A 17790-nucleotide genomic window follows, 5' to 3' on the forward strand; every position below is an offset into this window, starting at 1 on the left:
GTGCCAATGGCTAATGCATGGCGCATCGGTCGGGGCAGACTATCCCTTGGGATAGAGCAGATCAGAAAAGGCCGGCCTCTTTGGCCGTCAGGGCGGCCTGTGTCCGGTTGCTGGCACCAACTTTTCGGTAAAGTGTTTTGACGTGCAGCTTGATCGTGGGTTCGGAAAGGTCGAGATCGCGTGCGATCTCCTTGTTTGATTTGCCTTCCGTAAGCCCCCGGAGAACCTGCATTTCGCGCTGGGTCAGTTTCTTGGCCAGCGGATGCTCGTTCTCAGGATCAGCTGCGGACATAAACCCGGCGGGCACATATTGTTCGCCCATGGCCATGAACCGGATTGCGTTCACCAGTGATTTGGCCGGAAGCGTTTTCGGAACAAAACCCGCTGCACCGGCGGCCAGCGCTTTTTCAGCGAGATCCCGCGAACCTTCTCCCGTAATCAGTGCAACCCGGTTGGCACCGTCCATCGAAATTGCAGTTTCGAGGCCCTCGAGCCCGTTCATTCCCGGCATATTCAGGTCGAGCAGAACCAGGTCGAAGGGCCGCCCTTCCTCAATCTTTTTGCGCGCCGAAGGAAAGTCAGGTGCCGTTTCCACTTCGATGCCACCAGTCGCTTCGACGTAGGCAACAAGAGTGTCCAGTACCAGTTCATGGTCGTCTGCAATCAAAACTCTCATCTGAAACTCCTGGCGCGATTCGCGAACTATAGGTCCCGGCATACTGCATATCTCCGGCGTTCATAACAGGGCAACGGAACAGGGTCGGCTATCCGTTTGAATAATGGTCCGGTCTGAGTGCGCACCGGTTTTCACATCAAGATAGCCCGCTCAGCCCAATGCTTCGACACCTGTCCATTCGCCCGTCTGTGCACAACAGAAGGTCTGCTGCACTTTCCTTTCAACGCAAACAAATACGATCGGAAAGTAAAAATGCACTTTATTCCAGAGCATTACCTTTATGAGAATGCGCAGGCGGCCTCCACTGCCGGGCTGCGTGTCCGCGAAGTCATGGGTGTCCAGCTTGCCGATGTGCAACCCGAAGAAGCAGCAGACCACCTGCTGTCCCGCAAAAAGGCCATGGTCTTTTTCCTGAATGCACACTGCGCGAACATTCGTGCCCGCGACCAGGCGTACCGGTCTGCTGTTGCCCGTGCCGACTATGTGCTGCCCGACGGTATCGGCGTGGAACTGGCGGCGAAAATGCGCGGTCATCACCTGGCTGCCAACCTCAATGGTACCGACTTTGTGCCGCTTCTTCTGCGCCGGGCAGCGCGTCAGGGACTTTCGGTGTTCCTGCTTGGGGCGGCACCCGGCACGGCAGAGCGTGCAGCGCTCCGTCTGGTTGGGGATGTGCCGGGTTTGCGCATTGCCGGTACCATGGATGGCTATGAACAGGCGACTGACGAAGCCGAATGCGTCCGGGCGATCAATGCGTCTGATGCTGATATCGTTCTGGTGGCGATGGGTGTGCCAAAGCAGGAACTCTGGATCGACCGCAATATCAGCGCGCTGAACGCACGACTCGTTCTTGGGGTCGGCGCATTGTTCGATTTTCTGGCGGGCAACGTCCGCCGGGCTCCGGCAGCTGTGCGGCGCGCAAAGATGGAGTGGGTCTGGCGCTTTGCCATGGAACCGCGCCGGATGGCCGGCAGATATATCCTCGGAAATTTCGCCTTTATGGCGCGCGCCGGCCTCGATGCCGCCCGTCAGACCAGCGGCGCAGACATGGTCAAACGTGCGATGGACATTGCCATTTCAGGGTCCGCGCTTGCGGTGCTGGCGCTGCCAATGCTGTTTGTGAGTGCCGCTATCCGTGCAGAAAGCAAGGGAGACGCTCTGTTTCGGCAGACCCGCATCGGTCGCGATGGCAAACCGTTCCGTATGCTGAAATTCCGTTCGATGCACAACGATGCCGAAAACCGCCGGGAAGCGCTGCTCGCCACATCGGACCGCGACGGTATCTGTTTCAAAGCGCAAAACGACCCGCGTGTGACCCGGATCGGGCGCTTTCTGCGGAAAACGTCTCTCGATGAGCTGCCCCAGCTGATCAATGTCTTCCGCGGTCATATGTCCATTGTCGGGCCGCGGCCCGCATTGCCCGAAGAAGTTGCAGCCTATCCGGCGCATGCGTTCGAGCGTCTGCAGAAAAAGCCTGGGATTACCGGCATCTGGCAGGTCTCCGGGCGTGCAAACATCGGCTTCGACCGGATGATCGCCATGGACCTTGCCTACATTCGCTCGCGGTCGCTGTTGCTGGACGTGCTGCTGATGGCCCTCACGTTCCGCGCCGTGTTCACCGGTCGTGGCGCCTATTGACCCCATAATACCTCAGGAGATTGTTATGAAACCCATTCGCAAAGCTGTTTTCCCGGTCGCCGGTCTTGGGACCCGTTTTCTGCCAGCGACCAAATCGGTTCCCAAGGAAATGCTGCCTCTCATCGACAAGCCGCTGATTCAGTATGCAGTCGACGAGGCGAAAGCGGCAGGCATTGAAGAGTTCATCTTTATCACGTCATCGGGCAAATCCGCGCTGGAAAACTACTTTTCATCGATGCCGGCGCTGGAACAGTCTCTCGCCGACAAGGGCAAGGTGGACATCCTTGATGCCCTGCAGGCATCGGCGCTGCCGGGTGGGTCGGCCTGTTTCATCCGTCAGGACCAGCCGCTCGGGCTCGGGCATGCTGTGTCACTGGCTCGCAATGCTGTCGGGGATGCACCCTTCGCCGTTATTCTGCCGGATGATGTCATCCGGGCAAACACACCAGCGCTGGCCCAGATGGTTGATTGTGCCGCCCATACCGACAGGCACATGATCGCGACCCAGGCCGTTGCCGAGGAAAGCCTGTCGTCTTACGGCGTTGTCGATATTGCCCGGAGCGCGGGAGCGGTGCAGAAACTGCGCGGTCTTGTCGAAAAACCGGCAGCAGGCACCGCGCCCTCGCGCTATGGCATTGTCGGGCGCTATGTGTTGCAACCGTCTGTTTTTGATCGCCTTGATGAACTCACACCCGGAGCGGGAGGGGAGATACAGCTGACGGATGCGATCGCTGCAGATCTCGGATCTGTGGGCGTTGACGGCTACGCCTTTGACGGGCGGCGCTTTGACTGTGGTTCAGTGCGCGGCTACCTTGAAGCGACCGTTGCCTTTGCGCAGGACCGGCCGGAACTGGACGGCGTCTTCGAAACACCATCCGGTCTGTTGCACAAAGTGGCCTGATGCATGGCCTATCCTTAAGGATAGGTCACTATCCGCATGTTTGATTGCGCGGACGCCGAAAACAAAGTCATACATTACTCGAAAACTACCGGAGACCCCTATGAGCCGTTTTCTTGCAAAACTGTTTGCCGTTGCCATGTTCGTGTGCGGCCCTGTGATGGCAGAAACCTTGTCTGCGCCCTCAGGTGAGGTTGTGCTGACCGTGACCGGTGAGATCACCGTGACCAACGCGCCCGATGCTGCTGTCTTCGACATGGAAATGCTGAAAGAGCTGCCTGTCGAAGCCTTCGAGACAACGACGATCTGGACCGAAGGCAGCAACCGGTTTGTCGGTGTGCGTCTCTCAGATCTGCTCAACAGCCTTGGCGTGGAGGGCGGCACGCTGCGGGCCACAGCAATTAACGACTATTCCGTGGAAATGCCGGTTGACGCGGCCCGGGGCGGCGCTCCAATCATTGCGTATGAGATGGACGGAAATCCGATGTCACGCCGCCAGAAAGGTCCGCTTTGGATCGTGTATCCCTATGACAGTGATGCAGAATACCGTTCCGAACTGGCGTATTCGCGCAGCATATGGCAGCTGGACCGGCTGGAGGTCATGCAGTAGCGTGACGAATCCGACTGCCGGGCCCGGGTCCTGAAATGAGGCCCGGGTCCAGAACGTTCAAAGCCCCGGGGCGATGGTTCCTGTGGCTCATCGGGGCCGGCCTACTGGCCGTTCTGCTGATGACTGTCGTTCTCGGTCGGCAGGTTTTTGACGACCTGGAACAGCAAAGCTCTGCACGATCTGACAACGTCCAGTGGACACTGACACAGGTCGAGGTCGAATACCTTTCCTTTCTGAACACAATAGAACACGCAGGTCACGACCCGGACGCCACCGACGCCGGTGGACTGGACGGGATACGCCGGGAGTTCGATGTTTTCTACAGCCGCGTCTACACGCTTGAGAATGCGAGCCTGTTTGCGAACCTGCGTACGTCCGGCCGGTTTTCGGAACCGCTTGCCACACTATCGGCATTTCTGGACGAGACTGTGCCGTATATCGATGCGGATGATGCGACGCTGCTGCGGCAACTGGATGATATCCTTGAAAACGCCGAGGCCCTGAAAGCGGACGTGCGCTCTCTGTCCGTATCCGGCCTCAGTTACTTTGCCGAACTGTCGGACAAACGTCGCGCTGATACCGCCAGAACGCTGACGCAGCTGGCAGCCTTTTCCGGGTTGCTTTTGCTCGCGTTGCTGATGGCGGCTGTATATCTGCTGCTGGTCAACAGCCGGATACGCCGCAGCAGCGTTGCGTTGCGCGAAACAAATCACCGCATCACAACGGTGCTGGAAACGTCACTGGACGCCGTGATTGTCGCGGACATGTCCGGGACCATCGTTGCGTTTAATCCGGCCGCTGAAACCATTTTCGGCTACCCGGAGGATCAGGCTGTCGGGCAGTCCGTGGGGGATCTGATTGTGCCGCCGGATCTGCGGGAAGCGCATGAGGCCGGCATGGAACGCATGCAGCGGGGAGGAGACAAACACGTCGTAGGCCAGGGGCGCGTTCAGCTTCAGGCAATGCGTGCCAGTGGAGAGGTCTTTCCTGTGGAACTGGCGCTGGAATCGGCTCAGGACGGCGAGCAGGAAATCGTCATCAGCTTTATCCGGGATATTTCGCGGCAGGTTGCGGATGAGAAGGAGCTGATCGACGCCCGTGACAAGGCGCTTGCCGGCCAGAAAGCCAAAGAGGATTTCCTTACCGTCATGAGCCATGAAATCCGGACGCCGCTGAACGGTATGCTCGGGAACCTGAACCTTCTGGAAAACACACGCCTCTCAAAAAACCAGAAACAGTTTTTGCGGAACATGGCCATCTCCGGCGAAGTCATGCTGAACCATGTCAATTCGGTGCTGGACATATCCCGTTTCGAGGCCGGGAAGCTGAAACCGGCGGAAGAAACACTCAACATCAGTGAACTGCTGCAGGACGTTGTCGACAGTCAGAGCAGCTATGCCGCGCAGAACGGCAACGTGCTGCGCTGGACCTGGGTCGGCGACGCGCATCCCTGGGTCAGGGCAGATACGCAGCGGATGCGGCAGATCCTGCTCAACCTTGTGGGCAATGCCATCAAGTTCACGCAGAGCGGTCAGGTGACCATCGAGGCCGAAGTCACGGATGGTACCGACACGCCTGGAGAAAATGTTTATGAGTTCAGAGTCATTGATACCGGTATCGGGATTGCCGAGGAAAACATTGATGCCGTCTTCGAAGATTTTCACACGCTGGACACGGCGCTGAACCGGACGTCCGGTGGCACCGGCCTTGGCCTTGGTATCGCGCGTCGTATGGTCAGTTCGATGAAGGGAGAGATCGGTGTGGAAAGCGAGCCCGGCGAGGGCAGCGTTTTCTGGATCAGGCTGCCTCTGGCTGCAGCGGAACCCGAGGTTCAGTCGGAAACCCGCGAGGGTGCCGTGGACGACAAGACCGCTTTGCAGCTGCTGGTGGTCGAGGACAACGAGATCAATCTGATGGTCATCCAGAAAATGCTGGAAAAGGACGGCCATACCGTGACCGTGGCGCGGGATGGCCGGTCCGGTGTGGACCTGGCGGCGACCAATACCTTTGACGCGGTACTCATGGACATCAGCATGCCCGTCATGGATGGCCTGACCGCGACACACCACATCCGCGAAGGGGGCGGGCTCTCTGCGCAGGCCCCGATCATCGCGGTTTCCGCGAACGTTCTGCCGGATGCCGTCGAGCGGTTTCGCGCGGTCGGGATGAATGCGTTTGTGAGCAAGCCCATTGATATCGCCAGTCTTCGCAAGGCGCTGGGGGTTGCGACCGGTGCCGGTGCTCCGGGCTTCGGGCCGGGTGAGGAAATCTCGCGCCTGCAGGAGCTGCGCACAGACCTTGGCGATGCTGCGTTTTTCCGTCTGCTGGGCACATTCATCAAAGAAACTGATGCTCTGATGGAGCAGCTCCGTACCGCGGCCTGGCATCATGACGACCAGACTGAGCTGAAAATGGAATGTCACCGCATCGCGGGGAGTGCGCCGATTTTTGATGCGGACGAACTGCGCGGCGTTCTTATCGCGATCGAGACAGCCATCGACAAAGCAGAGCATGACGGGATTGCTGTTCTTGTGCATCGAGCGCGAGGAGCGTGGGCAGCCGCCCGAAAACGGCTGCCCGATCCTGAGGGTGCTTAGTCCAGCAGCACAAGTCCGGTGCCCAGGATGGCAAGCGCCCGTCCGACTTCAGTGATGCTGGTGACGTTGCTGTCGTAGCAGGCAATTGCATCGCCCGGCAGCAGGTAGGGGTCAAAGTCGTCCCGGTTACCCCGGCGCAGCAGATCTTCGATGTCCCGTTCGATTACGGCCGACACACCGGTGATCGGATTGCGCGAGAACAGAACCGCTTTGCGGTTGGCATTGGTCGTCTTGGTGCCCCCGACGCAGTTGGCGTCCACCAGAGCCTGCATATAGCGCGTGCCATAGGGCATCTCGCGTACATCGCGCCCGATCGCAGATCCTGCGTTGTTTGTCGCGGGTTTGGTCAGGTTCGACAGGAAGAGAGAAACACCCGGCGGGCTGATCGGGCCTGGGCGCATCAGGTCATCCTGAAAACAGTGCCGGCTTTTCACGACGATTTCGTCGCCTGTGAGCATCATAATATCGGTCGGGTCGGTGCCGTCAAAGATGCCCCGCAGATCCATCCGGTACGTGCGGCCGCCGCGATGCAGCTCAACAGCGGACAGGTCTGCGTCAGGCCGCACGCCGCCAGCCGCGCGCAGGGCTGCCGCGAGGTTGCGCCCTTCGGTGGATGAGCCGACTGCCCGCTGACGTGTGGTATCCAGCGCATCACCGGGTATACCGCCAACCTCGACAGCATGCGGTTCAAACACCGCGCCTTTGACACCCACAACAACCGAAGCGAAATCCTTGACCCGCACGGTCAGCCGGGGAGGGCGGTTGTAGAACTCTGCGGCCACCAGCGCATTGCTCAGCCGGTTTTCAACCTCCTCAATGGACCGGCCCTGCGCCATCACCGCCTGCAGGTAGGGCAGCTTCAGACTGCCGTCGCGGGAAACCACCACGTCGCCGCTGAGCGCTTCGTCCCCGTCAATGGTGACCTGTACCAGGTCGTTGCGGGACAGTTTTTCACCCAGCAGCGGCGCCAGCGATCCGGCGGACCATTTGCCGATCTGCATGCGTTCAGTGCCGCCCGCCTCCGGCAGGCAGGACGCGCTGTTCATGGTGGGTGACTGCAGAAAGCTCATTTCGTTCCGGCTGACCGCAATATCGCGGTATTGGGACTGGTATCCGCCCCCCCGTTCCACCGGTTCCAGATTGTCCGGTTTTTTCATGCTGGTGCAGGCCGTCAGTGCGATACCTGCCGCCGCGCAAACAAGTGTTTTTCTGATAAAATACGCCATGATTACTCCATTCATAAATCTTGGCGCATGACTACAGGGACGCGGCAAAGCGCATAAGACTGGCATCGGGATGGTGCTGCATCCTTTCGGATAGGTCTGCGATCAAACGGCCCCGGACCCTCTCCGGGAGGGAGCGGGACAGAGCGCTGCTGCTCCCTGTACGACCGTGGCAACCGAATTCAGACGGATTGCTGACGTGAGAGTAACGGATTTTACAAAGAACAACGGTTTTGCCGCCCAGATGCTGTCCTATGCCGTGAGTGAAGCGGCGGGAAAGGTGTCCCGGCTGCTCGTGGTTGTTGTTGTGGCGCGTACACTTGACGCCGGCGCCATCGGGATCGCTGCTGCGGCGCTGGCCACAGGCGACATCCTTAAGGCTCTGACCGAAAATGGTGTCGGGCAGCGGATCATTGCAGCCCCGGACAACGAACTGGAAGAGACCTGCAACACGGCGCGGCGCATTTTCCGGGCCTGGTGTTTCGGCCTCTTTTCCCTGCAGGCCCTGATCGCACTGGTCCTTTTCGCAGGCGGTTACACAACAACGGCCTGTCTGCTGGGCATCCTGTCGCTGGAGTATCTGTTCATGCCCGGCGGATTCGTGCAGGCAGCGCTGGCCATGCGGGAAGGCAAGCTGCATCAGACGGCTGCGATTGCGGGTGCCCAGGTGACTGGGGCCAATCTGATGACGGCGTGCCTCGCACTCCTCTGGCCGTCGCCCGCTGCAATGGTCCTGCCGCGGGTGCTTGCCGCACCAATCTGGCTCATCCTCATGCGCCGCCTGCGCCCATGGCAGGCCCGGCCGGAAAAAGGCTGTGCGCCACTGCGGCCCTTCTGGTCCTATGGTTGGGCTGTGCTGGGCACCGAACTGGTCAAGGTCGGGCGGGTGCAGGCGGATAAACTGGTGGTCGGAGCGTTGCTCGGGGCAGAGGCGCTGGGTTTCTACTTTATGGCCTTCAATGCCGGTCTGGGTCTCGCCACATCATTTACACAGGCCTTTTCTGTTGTCCTTTTCCCGCATCTTTGCGCCGCGCAGGACCGGCTGGGCGCGCTGCGGCACGGTCTGGGTCACTGCATCCTGCTGGTCGCTCCACTGGTTGTTCTGCAGGCGGCGCTTGCTCCGGTATATGTTCCGCTGCTTCTGGGGGCTGACTGGCAGTCTGCGGCACCTGTGGTGTCCGTCCTGTGTCTTGCTGCTTTGCCCACAGTTGTCTGGTCGGCAACTGCCGGATGGCTGCGTGCCGAAAACCGGCCGGTACAGGAATTGCTTGTAAGCGGCGCGCTGGCTGTGTGCCTCACCGTGAATGTAGCGGTCCTGGCGCCATTCGGTCTGATGGCCGTCGCTCAGGGGTATCTGGCCGTTTCCACCATCATCATGCTCGGCGCCAGCCTCTGGCTGCTTCCCCGCCAGACACTGATCCTGAAGAGGGTTTCCTGATATGCCACGTTTTTCCGTCATTCTGCCATTTCACAACTCAGCCGAAACCCTGCCAGCCACACTGGCGAGCCTCATTGCCCAGAGTTTCACCAATTGGGAAGCGATCTGTGTCGACGATGCATCGACAGATGAAAGCGCTGAGATCATTGCCCGGCACGCCGCAGCAGATTCCCGTTTCAGGCTGGTTCAAAACACCGGTGCCGGTCCCAGCGACGCCCGGAATTATGGCGCCTCGCTGGCGCGCGGGGACTACCTGTCCTTCTGCGATGCTGATGATCTCTGGACCCCGGACCGTCTGTCTGATCTCGACCGGACTTTTGCGGCGGGGGCGGCAGAGGCGCTTTACGGACGTATCGCGTTTTTCACCGATGCCCCCGCGCCAGGAGCCACGCAGTCTGCGGTGCGTGACCAGCCACTCACAGTTCTGGACCTGCTTGGGGAAAACCCGGTCTGCACCCTGTCCAACCTGACACTTCAGAAAGCTGCATTTCACAGTGCAGGAGGCTTTGACCGCCGCATGGTACATAACGAGGATCTGGAGTTTCTGATCAGGTTTGCAGGCCTGGGCTACCGCATCGATGCGGTGGACAGGCTTCATGTCTGGTACCGCACCAACCCGAGCGGGCTGTCCTCCAACCTTGATGCGATGCGGGCAGGGCGCGAGCAGGCGATTGCCTGTGCCCGCCGGTTCGGTTTCGAGCCGACGCCCGCGCAGAATGCCATCTATCTGCGTTATCTGGCCCGCCGCGCGCTCAGAGTGAGCGCCGGGCGCTTTGAGGCGCTTCAGTTCACACGCGCCGGCCTGTCCTGTGACGCATCAGCCTTTCTGCATCCTCTGCGGCGCGGCGGCATGACCACGCTGGCCGCCCTTGCGGCACCGGTTCTGCCCCGGTCGCTGCGCCAGACACTTTTTTCCAGCTGAGAGAAGGGATTTCCCATGCCGGTTGCCTCAATCATCGTTCCTGCGTTCAATGCTGCTCAGACGCTCCCTGAAACAATGGCCTCGCTGCTCTCTCAGTCCTTCAGGGATTATGAGATCATCATCGTCAATGATGGGTCTGCCGACGACACCCTCGACGTGGCAAACGCCTTCGCGACTGACCCGCGCGTCCGGATTGTTTCGCAATCCAATCGCGGCCTTGCCGGGGCGCGCAACGCAGGTATTGCGGCTGCTCGCGGGAAATACATCGGGTTTTGTGATGCTGACGATCTGTGGATGCCCGAGAAGCTCGCAACACACGTGCGCCACCTCGACCGGTCACCCGACGTCGGTCTGAGCTATTCCGGGTCGCTGCTGATCGATACCGGCTCGCGCCCTGCGGGGGTCTCGCAGAAACCAAAACTCAAATGCGTTTCAATGGCGCATGTTCTGCTGCGGAATCCTGTAGGAAATGGTTCTGCAGCCGTTATGCGACGCGAAGCGCTGGAAGACATCGCCTGGCGTCCGGGGTTTGAGAAAACCCATGACTGGGTGTTTGATGAAACTTTCCGGCAATCGGAAGATATCGAATGCTGGATGCGCATGATGCTGACTACAGACTGGCAGTTTGAAGGCGTGCCCGGCCTGCTGACCAGGTATCGCATTGCACCCGGAGGTCTTTCTGCGGCCACAGACAGACAACTGGCCTCCTGGGAACGGATGATCGCCAGGCTCAGGCCACGCAATCCGGCGTTTTTCGCACGTTACGAAAACGCGGCCCGCGCTTATCAGTTCAGGTATCTCGCACGGCGCGCCGTCAGTTCGTTCGATGGCGATACCGCATGGGACATGGCCCTTCAGTCGTGGAACTGCTCACGTCACCCGCTTGTTCATGAGCCTGCAAAAACGCTCACAACCCTTGGTGCTGCCGCGATCCTCAGGCTCGCAGGCCACAAACCTGTTGCCTGTGTTGCAAAGTTCCTGGCGGAACGTGCCCGTACCGGAGAAAGGACACTTCAATGACAACTCTTCGCATCGTTCATCTGGTCGACGATACCACGCCTGGCGGGGTCATGCGGATGCTGGATCATCTGCTGACGCTGCCTGAACTGCACGGCCATGCACGCCAGACCGTCCGGGTGGTCAGCAAGACGGCTCTTTCTCTGGGGCGGCAGAACGCTGATGTAATTGTGTCGCATCTTGCGCTCAGCTGGCGGACTTTGCCGGCCGTGATGAGCTTGCGGGCGCTCAACCCGGGCGCGCGTCTGCTTCATACAGAACACAGTTACACGCGTGCTTTTACGGCGCTGAATGTACGGCACAAGGCAAGGTTTTACACCATGTTGCGCACGTCATATGCGCTGTTTGATGGTGTGATTTCCGTCAGCAGGGGCCAGGCAGACTGGCTGCTCCAGCGCGGTCTCGTGCGCAATGATGCGCTGAGCGTGCTGCGCCCACAGGTTGATCTGTCGGAATTCGGAGGGCTCGAGGCTCCCGATCCTGGCGGTCGGGTGGTCGGCGCATTCGGGCGTCTTGAGCGGCAAAAGGGCTTTGACGTTCTGATCGAAGCTTTCCGCCTCGTGCGGGGTGACGATGTCCGGCTGGTCATTTTTGGACAGGGCGGCGAACGGCCTGTCCTCGAAAAACTGGCGCAGGGCGATCCGAGGATTTCTTTCAGGGGGCATTGCGGCGATCCGGCTGCCGCCCTTGGCGAGACCCATATCGTTGCGATGCCGTCACGGTGGGAAGCTTTTGGTATTGTCGCGCAGGAAGCGCAGGCCGCCAGGCGCCGCGTCCTTGCGTCCGACGTTGACGGGCTGGCGGACCAGGAAAGCCCGCTCATCCGGCTGGAGAAGACGCTTTCGCCGGAAGCCTGGGCCCACCGTCTGCAACTGTTGCTGGATGCAGAGCCTTCGGGCGCCGATACCGGCTCAGGCAGTTCCTTCACCGGGCACAGAGCAGAATACGCGGCCCAATGGTTGCAGCAGTTCCGGCCAGAACAACCGGCCACAGACATTTCTGCAGCAAAAGCAGCGTAAGCTGGTCTGACGGGTCGGGCAGATGGGTTTCAGTTTGGTGTATAGCCACGCGGGGTAGTTGGGTACGCTCGACAAAGCTAGCACAGTACCAACGTCCGGGATGCGGTAACAGAGATCGAATGCTGTTGGAGGTTGGAAATGGTGCCCCCACACGGACTCGAACCGCGGACCTACTGATTACAAATCAGTTGCTCTACCAGCTGAGCTATAGGGGCACTGCGCGGTCGTTTAGTCAGTTTGTGGCTTTGGTGCAAGAGGGGAAATACGAGAAATTTCTCCGGTCGATAAGGTTTGAATGCGCGGCAGGGTCGGGTTAGCCTCGGAACACTGAAACTCTATGGATCCCGGACGCCAATGCAGCTGGTTTTCCACACGGGCGCGCACTTCACCCAGGAAGACCGCGTCATGAAATGTCTCCTGCGCAACAAAGGCAGTCTGGTCCCTGACGGGGTTGCCGTGCCCGGACCCGGGCGCTACCGCAAACTGCTGACGGGCATGCTTGACGCGATGGAACAGGCACCTGCCGCACCTGATGCCCGGGGCCTCCTGCTGGACGCTATACTGGAAGGGGACAGAGCCGAGCGCATCCTGTTGTCTCATCCTCATATTTTCGGAGAGACCGCCACGGCGCTCTGTGCCGGCATTCTTTATCCGAAAGCCGCAGCGCGTGTCGCAGCTCTGTCCGACATCTTCGCGCAGGATGAGCTGGAATTTCACATGGCGCTGCGCAATCCGGCGACGTTGCTGCCCGCACTATTTCATGCGGGACCGGGCGGGGACGCGGCCGATTTTACGGATGGCTATGATCCCCGCGTGATCCGGTGGTCAGATACACTGCTGCGCATGAAGGAAGCCGCGCGCGGGGCGGAGATTTTGGTTTGGTGTAACGAGGATGCTCCGATTATCTGGGGGCAGATGATCCGTGAAATAGCCGGGCTGAATCACGGTGATGCTGTTACGGGCGCTTTTGATCTGTTTGAGGAAATCATGGAGCCGGAGGGTCAGCAACAGTTCCGCGACTACATCAGCACCCGTCCGGAACTGACCGAAATTCAGATGCGTCGTGTCATGGTCGTCTTTCTCGAAAAATTCGCGCGCGAGGACGAAATAGATGAGGTCATTGACATGCCCGGATGGCACGCAGACCTGATCGCCGATATGACCGCCGCCTATGAAGAGGACGTGTTTGAGATCGGGCGCATACCGGGGGTTACGCTGATAACCCCCTGATCCCGGCTCAGACAGGGTCGATGGAAACTGCCTGGCCTGTCTCGGCTGATTTCTGCGCGGCCAGCCCCATGCGCACGGCCATCAGACCGTCGTCAAAGGATACATCGGGCGCATCGCGCTCTCCGCGCAGCAGTTCGAGAAAGCCGCGGTGCTGATAGTAGGTGGACCCATTGTGATCTCCGGCTGCCAGCAACTCAGGGTCCACCGGAACCTCACGGATTTCAGGCCGTTTGGGATGGCGCGGGCTGACTTCCAGCAGCGGGGTGGGGGCCGGACCCAGATCCTCCGGCCAGAAGCGGCCCGGCCCTGGGACAAAAGCCTCTACGCGGCCCCCAGGGCCGACAGCTGAAATCTCTTCCTGATATCGTGCACCCTCTGCGAACATACACAGCTCCAGCATGGCGCGGGCGCCCGACGCGAAGTCAACAATCACATAGCCATTATCGATGATATCGGGCGTCTTGCCGTCATAGGTTTCGTCCAGATGATTGACGGACTGCGCAGCGCTCGCCATCACGCGCACCGGCTCCGATCCGGTCGCCAGCCGCATCAGGTCAAAGAAATGACAGCACTTTTCGACAAAGGTGCCGCCGGTATTTGCGTTGAACCTGTTCCAGTCACCGACCTTTTCCAGAAACGGAAAGCGGTGCTCGCGGATGCTGAGCATATGGATGCCCCCGGTCACCTGTGGTGCCGCCAGCAACAGGGCGGAAATCGGCGGCATATAACGGTATTCCATCGCGACCCAGACCGGCGCGGGATAGTCCGCAACCACCTTCTGCAGGGGCGCGATGTCATCCGGGTCTGTCAGAAGCGGCTTCTCAACCAGCAGGGGCAGGGGGCGGATGGCTGCAATCTCGCTGATCTGTGCGGCGTGGCAGTGGTTCGGGCTGGCGATCACCAGACAGTCAGGTGTGTCCTGTGTCAGCAGTTCCGCAACTGATTCCGCGAACTGAACGCCGGGCGCCAGTTTCGCAGCCTCTTCGCGCATTCCGGCATCGGGCTCAAAAATCACACTGACTTCCGTATCCGGCAGCAGCGCGATGTTGCGGATGTGCTCCTGGCCCATCATGCCGCAGCCGATGATGCCGTAACGGGTGGGAGTGCTCATTTGGTCGTCTTCCTATCTCAGGCGCTGCACATAGCTGGCCCGCGTGGGGTCGAACCAGGTGCGTGAAAATTCGATGGCTCCCGGCCGGTCGGCCCAGGAGTAGCGTTCGATGTATCCGCAGGGCGCGCCTTTGCGCCCGAATCTCTCCGGTGTCCAGTCCGGAAGTGAGCCGATGGTGACTCTGTCTTCGGCGCGGGTGACCCAGAACCCCAGTCGCCTGAGGTAGGTCTGGTAGAGCGAATCGGAGAGCATGTCGCGGCTCAGTTCCCCCATGCCGGCGTCGAGCCAGATCTCCTCGACCGCAATTGCTGTATCATTGAGAAAACGTTCGCGCCGTATCCGGGTGGCGCGCGCGGACGTCCCGAAGTCCGGCAGGTCGGACGGTTTTTCAAGCGTCGTGACGTCCATAACGACTGCACGCGGCAGGCCACCGCCATCGAGCAGTTCAAGGCGGAACATCGCGTAGGTGCCACCGGGCCCGCCTTTGCGCTGAATATAGTTGCCTGAGCCCTGAACCCGGCGCAGCAGACCTTTTTCTTCCATAACGCGCAGCGCTTTGCGCAACGTGCCCACGGATGTGCGCAGATCGGCCGCCATCCTGCGTTCGGGCGGCAGTCGCTCACCATCCATAAGCCGACCCGTGTCAATGTCACGGATAAGCAGCTCTGCAAGCTGTACATATCGGGGCAGGGGCCCTGGATTTTCCGGCGCGGGGGGCATGGGTTTATGCGGCGACCATCAGAATTGATACACGATTGATCTACCATGAAACGAATGCTATGCAAGAAGAAACCGAAGGTCTTTTACAGGGAACACCAATGACGATTGTGCCGGTCACATCTGCCGATCTTGATGCCGCTGAGGTGTCATGGTTTTCAGCGCTCTGCTCTGACGATTACCAGTTTCTGGGCGTGCCCGACGGCGATCTGCGGTCGAGCTGGGCGCATTGTTCGGACATCGTGAAAACGGCCGAAGCGCAGGGCTTCCGCAATATTCTGTGCCCGTCGTCCTATCAGGTCGGGCAGGATACGCTGAGTTTTGTTGCGGGCTGTGCGCCGATCACCGAAAAGATCAACCTGCTGGCCGCTGTGCGCTGTGGCGAGATGCAGCCCATCATGCTGGCGCGTACCATTGCGACGCTGGATCACATGCTCGAAGGCCGTCTGACGGTGAATATCATCAGCTCGGACTTCCCGGGTCAGAAAGAGCCAAGCCCCTACCGGTATCAGCGTTCACGCGAGGTGGTCGAGATCCTCAAGCAGGCCTGGAGCCGCGATGAGATCAACCATTCGGGCGAGGTCTATAACTTCTCCGGCCTCACAACCGACCCGGTGCGCCCTTATCAGACAGGTGGTCCGCTGCTTTATTTCGGGGGGTACTCGCCGGATGCGCTCGACCTTTGTGCGGAGCACTGTGACGTCTATCTGATGTGGCCCGAGCCCAAAGATCAGCTGGCGGAGCGGATGAAGGCCGTGAATGCGCGCGCTGCGGAAAAGGGGCGCACGCTGGATTATGGTCTGCGCGTGCACATGATTGTGCGGGATACCGAGGCCGAAGCCAAGGAATACGCCGACTACATCGTATCCAGGCTGGACGATGAATATGGGCGCAAAATCCGCGAACGCGCGCTGGATTCGACGTCTCTGGGCGTCTCGCACCAATCCGCGAACCGCGATATCGCGGATGAGTTCGGATACATTGAGCCACATCTGTGGACAGGCGTCGGCCGGGCCCGCTCGGGCTGCGGTGCAGCTCTTGTCGGATCAGCCGATCAGGTGCTGAGCGAGATTGAAAACTACCAGAAAATGGGCATGCGCGCCTTTATCTTCTCTGGTTATCCGCACATCGAAGAGGCGGAGCACTTTGGCCGTCTGGTTATGCCGCATCTCAAAACATGCTCGTTGCCGGAAGCCTATGGCCGTGTGCCGGCAAGCGCACCGGATACACCGCTGGCCGCGGGAGAACGCCGATGAAAATGCCCCGTATAAAACTGTCCGACAGTCTCGACATGAGCCGTATCGTGTACGGTATGTGGCGGATCGCGGATGACAGCGACACCTCGCCCGCGCACGTGCGTGCCAAGATCGATGCCTGCCTGGAGCAGGGGATCACAACCATGGACCAGGCCGACATCTACGGCGGCTATGTGGCAGAAGAAGTGCTTGGTGCCTGCCTGAAGCAAAGTCCCGGTCTGCGAGATCAGCTCGAGATTGTAACCAAATGCGATATCGTCGCGCCGATCGGCAAATATTCGGACCGGCGTGTTAAATACTACGACACATCGGCGGCTCATATCACCGCATCGGTGGAAGCGTCGCTCGCGTATATGGGTATTGACCACATCGATCTGCTGCTCATCCACCGGCCTGATCCGATGATGGATGCGTCCGAGACAGGCGGCGCACTGGATGCGCTGATCGCCAGCGGCAAAATCCGGAATGCAGGTGTTTCGAATTTCCGCCCCTGGGACTGGGACCTGCTGCAGTCGGCAATGACCAACAAGCTGGTCACAAACCAGATCGAGCTGAGCCTCGGCGCGCGGGACAGCTACACAAATGGTGATCTTGCGCATCTGCAGATGCACGGCATTAAACCGATGGCGTGGTCGCCGCTGGGCGGCGGCAGCCTGATGACGGAAGCCGGCGATCTGGCGACGCGGATGGATGCGGTTGCGGCAGCGCAGGGCGTTGACCGTGCGGCCGTTGCCGTGGCCTGGCTGCTGGCCCACCCGGCGGGCATCCTGCCGGTCATGGGAACAAACACACTGTCGCGCATCGCCACATTCAGTGATGCGTTCAAAGTTGAAATGGACCGCCAGACCTGGTTTGAGCTTTATGAGGCGGCCAACGGATATGAGGTGCTATGATGGCTGACGGATCGCTTCAGATGACGCAGATGCAGCAGTTTGTGCCTGACGCAGCAACGGCGCGGGACCTGCGTGATGCTTTCGGGCGCTTTGCAACGGGCGTTACCGTCATCACGGCGATGACGGACAATGGCCCCATAGGTATGACCGTCAATTCCTTCTCCAGCGTCTCGCTTGATCCTGCACTGATCCTGTGGTGTCCGGCCAAGTCATCCGGGCGTTATCAGCACTTTATCGGGGCAAAGCACTTTGCCGTTCATGTCATGGGCGCGGAACACGCCCATATCGCGATGGGATTCGCAAAGTCCGGCACAGCCTTTGACGGACTGGACGTTGCGGCGAACCGGCAGGGGGTGCCGCTTCTGGGTGATTGCCTGGCACGGTTTGAATGCGAAACACAGGATATCCATGATGCGGGCGACCATTCGATCGTCGTTGCCCGGGTCCATGCGGCCGCGCTCCGGGAGGGGGACGCGCTGATTTTTTGCCAGGGAGGCTTCGGACAGTTTGACAAAGACGTCTGAAGACGCGCCAATGGTACCGCG

The 17790-nt window shown here is 59.9% G+C and carries 16 protein-coding genes and 1 tRNA gene; 12 read left to right on the forward strand and 5 right to left on the reverse strand.

Translation table 11 applies throughout. From position 1 onward, the window contains the following. Nucleotides 1-61 precede the first annotated feature (61 nt). Nucleotides 62-676, reverse strand: coding sequence for a response regulator transcription factor (locus tag AB4K19_RS04410; protein ID WP_436399176.1), 615 nt, complete (start codon nt 674-676; stop codon nt 62-64). 252 nt (nt 677-928) lie between these two features. Between AB4K19_RS04410 and AB4K19_RS04415 the strand changes: the two genes are divergently transcribed. The 4 genes from AB4K19_RS04415 (at nt 929) to AB4K19_RS04430 (ending at nt 6419) form a co-directional block, all read left to right on the forward strand. Then, complete coding sequence (locus tag AB4K19_RS04415) at nt 929-2314, forward strand: WecB/TagA/CpsF family glycosyltransferase (RefSeq protein ID WP_375230705.1); 1386 nt, start codon at nt 929-931, stop codon at nt 2312-2314. 25 nt (nt 2315-2339) lie between these two features. Then, entirely contained in the window at nt 2340-3215 is an 876-nt protein-coding gene (locus AB4K19_RS04420; protein ID WP_375230706.1) for a UTP--glucose-1-phosphate uridylyltransferase, read from the forward strand. Nucleotides 3216-3315: 100 nt separating this feature from the next. Further along, entirely contained in the window at nt 3316-3822 is a 507-nt protein-coding gene (locus tag AB4K19_RS04425) for a molybdopterin-dependent oxidoreductase (RefSeq protein WP_375230707.1), read from the forward strand. 119 nt (nt 3823-3941) lie between these two features. Then, a complete protein-coding gene (locus tag AB4K19_RS04430; RefSeq protein WP_436399179.1) occupies nt 3942-6419 on the forward strand; it encodes an ATP-binding protein in 2478 nt (825 codons plus the stop codon). Here the strand turns inward: AB4K19_RS04430 and AB4K19_RS04435 are convergent. Beyond that, on the reverse strand, nt 6416-7645 hold the full coding sequence (locus AB4K19_RS04435; protein ID WP_436399181.1) for a polysaccharide biosynthesis/export family protein: 1230 nt from the start codon (nt 7643-7645) through the stop codon (nt 6416-6418). The two genes, AB4K19_RS04430 and AB4K19_RS04435, sit on opposite strands and share 4 nt — an antisense overlap. A gap of 196 nt (nt 7646-7841) precedes the next feature. On the opposite strand from AB4K19_RS04435, the gene AB4K19_RS04440 reads away from it, so the two are divergent. Genes AB4K19_RS04440 through AB4K19_RS04455 form a run of 4 tightly spaced genes read left to right on the forward strand, consistent with a single transcriptional unit; the run spans nt 7842 to nt 12038 of the window. Next, nucleotides 7842-9080, forward strand: a complete 1239-nt coding sequence (locus AB4K19_RS04440) for an oligosaccharide flippase family protein (RefSeq protein WP_375230710.1) — start codon at nt 7842-7844, stop codon at nt 9078-9080. A 1-nt stretch (nt 9081) separates the two neighbouring features. Then, a complete protein-coding gene (locus AB4K19_RS04445; protein WP_375230711.1) occupies nt 9082-10002 on the forward strand; it encodes a glycosyltransferase family 2 protein in 921 nt (306 codons plus the stop codon). A gap of 15 nt (nt 10003-10017) precedes the next feature. Further along, on the forward strand, nt 10018-11022 hold the full coding sequence (locus AB4K19_RS04450) for a glycosyltransferase family 2 protein (protein ID WP_375230712.1): 1005 nt from the start codon (nt 10018-10020) through the stop codon (nt 11020-11022). Then, on the forward strand, nt 11019-12038 hold the full coding sequence (locus AB4K19_RS04455; protein ID WP_436399184.1) for a glycosyltransferase family 4 protein: 1020 nt from the start codon (nt 11019-11021) through the stop codon (nt 12036-12038). The genes AB4K19_RS04450 and AB4K19_RS04455 overlap by 4 nt, the downstream gene beginning before the upstream one ends. A gap of 139 nt (nt 12039-12177) precedes the next feature. On the opposite strand, the gene AB4K19_RS04460 is transcribed toward AB4K19_RS04455, so the two are convergent. Further along, nucleotides 12178-12253: transfer RNA gene (locus AB4K19_RS04460), tRNA-Thr, on the reverse strand. A gap of 190 nt (nt 12254-12443) precedes the next feature. Between AB4K19_RS04460 and AB4K19_RS04465 the strand changes: the two genes are divergently transcribed. Then, complete coding sequence (locus AB4K19_RS04465; RefSeq protein ID WP_436399186.1) at nt 12444-13268, forward strand: hypothetical protein; 825 nt, start codon at nt 12444-12446, stop codon at nt 13266-13268. A gap of 7 nt (nt 13269-13275) precedes the next feature. Here AB4K19_RS04465 and AB4K19_RS04470 read toward each other — a convergent pair whose 3' ends face one another. Then, entirely contained in the window at nt 13276-14379 is a 1104-nt protein-coding gene (locus tag AB4K19_RS04470) for a Gfo/Idh/MocA family protein (protein ID WP_436399188.1), read from the reverse strand. Nucleotides 14380-14391: 12 nt separating this feature from the next. Next, nucleotides 14392-15099 (reverse strand): GntR family transcriptional regulator, encoded by a 708-nt coding sequence (locus AB4K19_RS04475; protein ID WP_436399190.1) that lies wholly within the window; start codon nt 15097-15099, stop codon nt 14392-14394. Between the two features lie 98 nt (nt 15100-15197). On the opposite strand from AB4K19_RS04475, the gene AB4K19_RS04480 reads away from it, so the two are divergent. The 3 genes from AB4K19_RS04480 to AB4K19_RS04490 are packed head-to-tail and all read left to right on the forward strand — an operon-like array spanning nt 15198 to nt 17769. Continuing rightward, nucleotides 15198-16352, forward strand: coding sequence for an LLM class flavin-dependent oxidoreductase (locus tag AB4K19_RS04480; protein WP_375230976.1), 1155 nt, complete (start codon nt 15198-15200; stop codon nt 16350-16352). Between the two features lie 2 nt (nt 16353-16354). Further along, the gene (locus AB4K19_RS04485) at nt 16355-17245 is read left to right on the forward strand and encodes an aldo/keto reductase (RefSeq protein ID WP_436399524.1); all 891 of its coding nucleotides are present in this window, start codon (nt 16355-16357) and stop codon (nt 17243-17245) included. Beyond that, nucleotides 17242-17769, forward strand: a complete 528-nt coding sequence (locus tag AB4K19_RS04490; protein WP_375230716.1) for a flavin reductase family protein — start codon at nt 17242-17244, stop codon at nt 17767-17769. Before AB4K19_RS04485 ends, AB4K19_RS04490 begins: the two co-directional genes overlap by 4 nt. Nucleotides 17770-17790: the final 21 nt, after the last annotated feature.

The sequence above is a fragment of the Roseobacter phycocola genome (assembly GCF_042055075.2).
GTDB lineage: Bacteria > Pseudomonadota > Alphaproteobacteria > Rhodobacterales > Rhodobacteraceae > Roseobacter.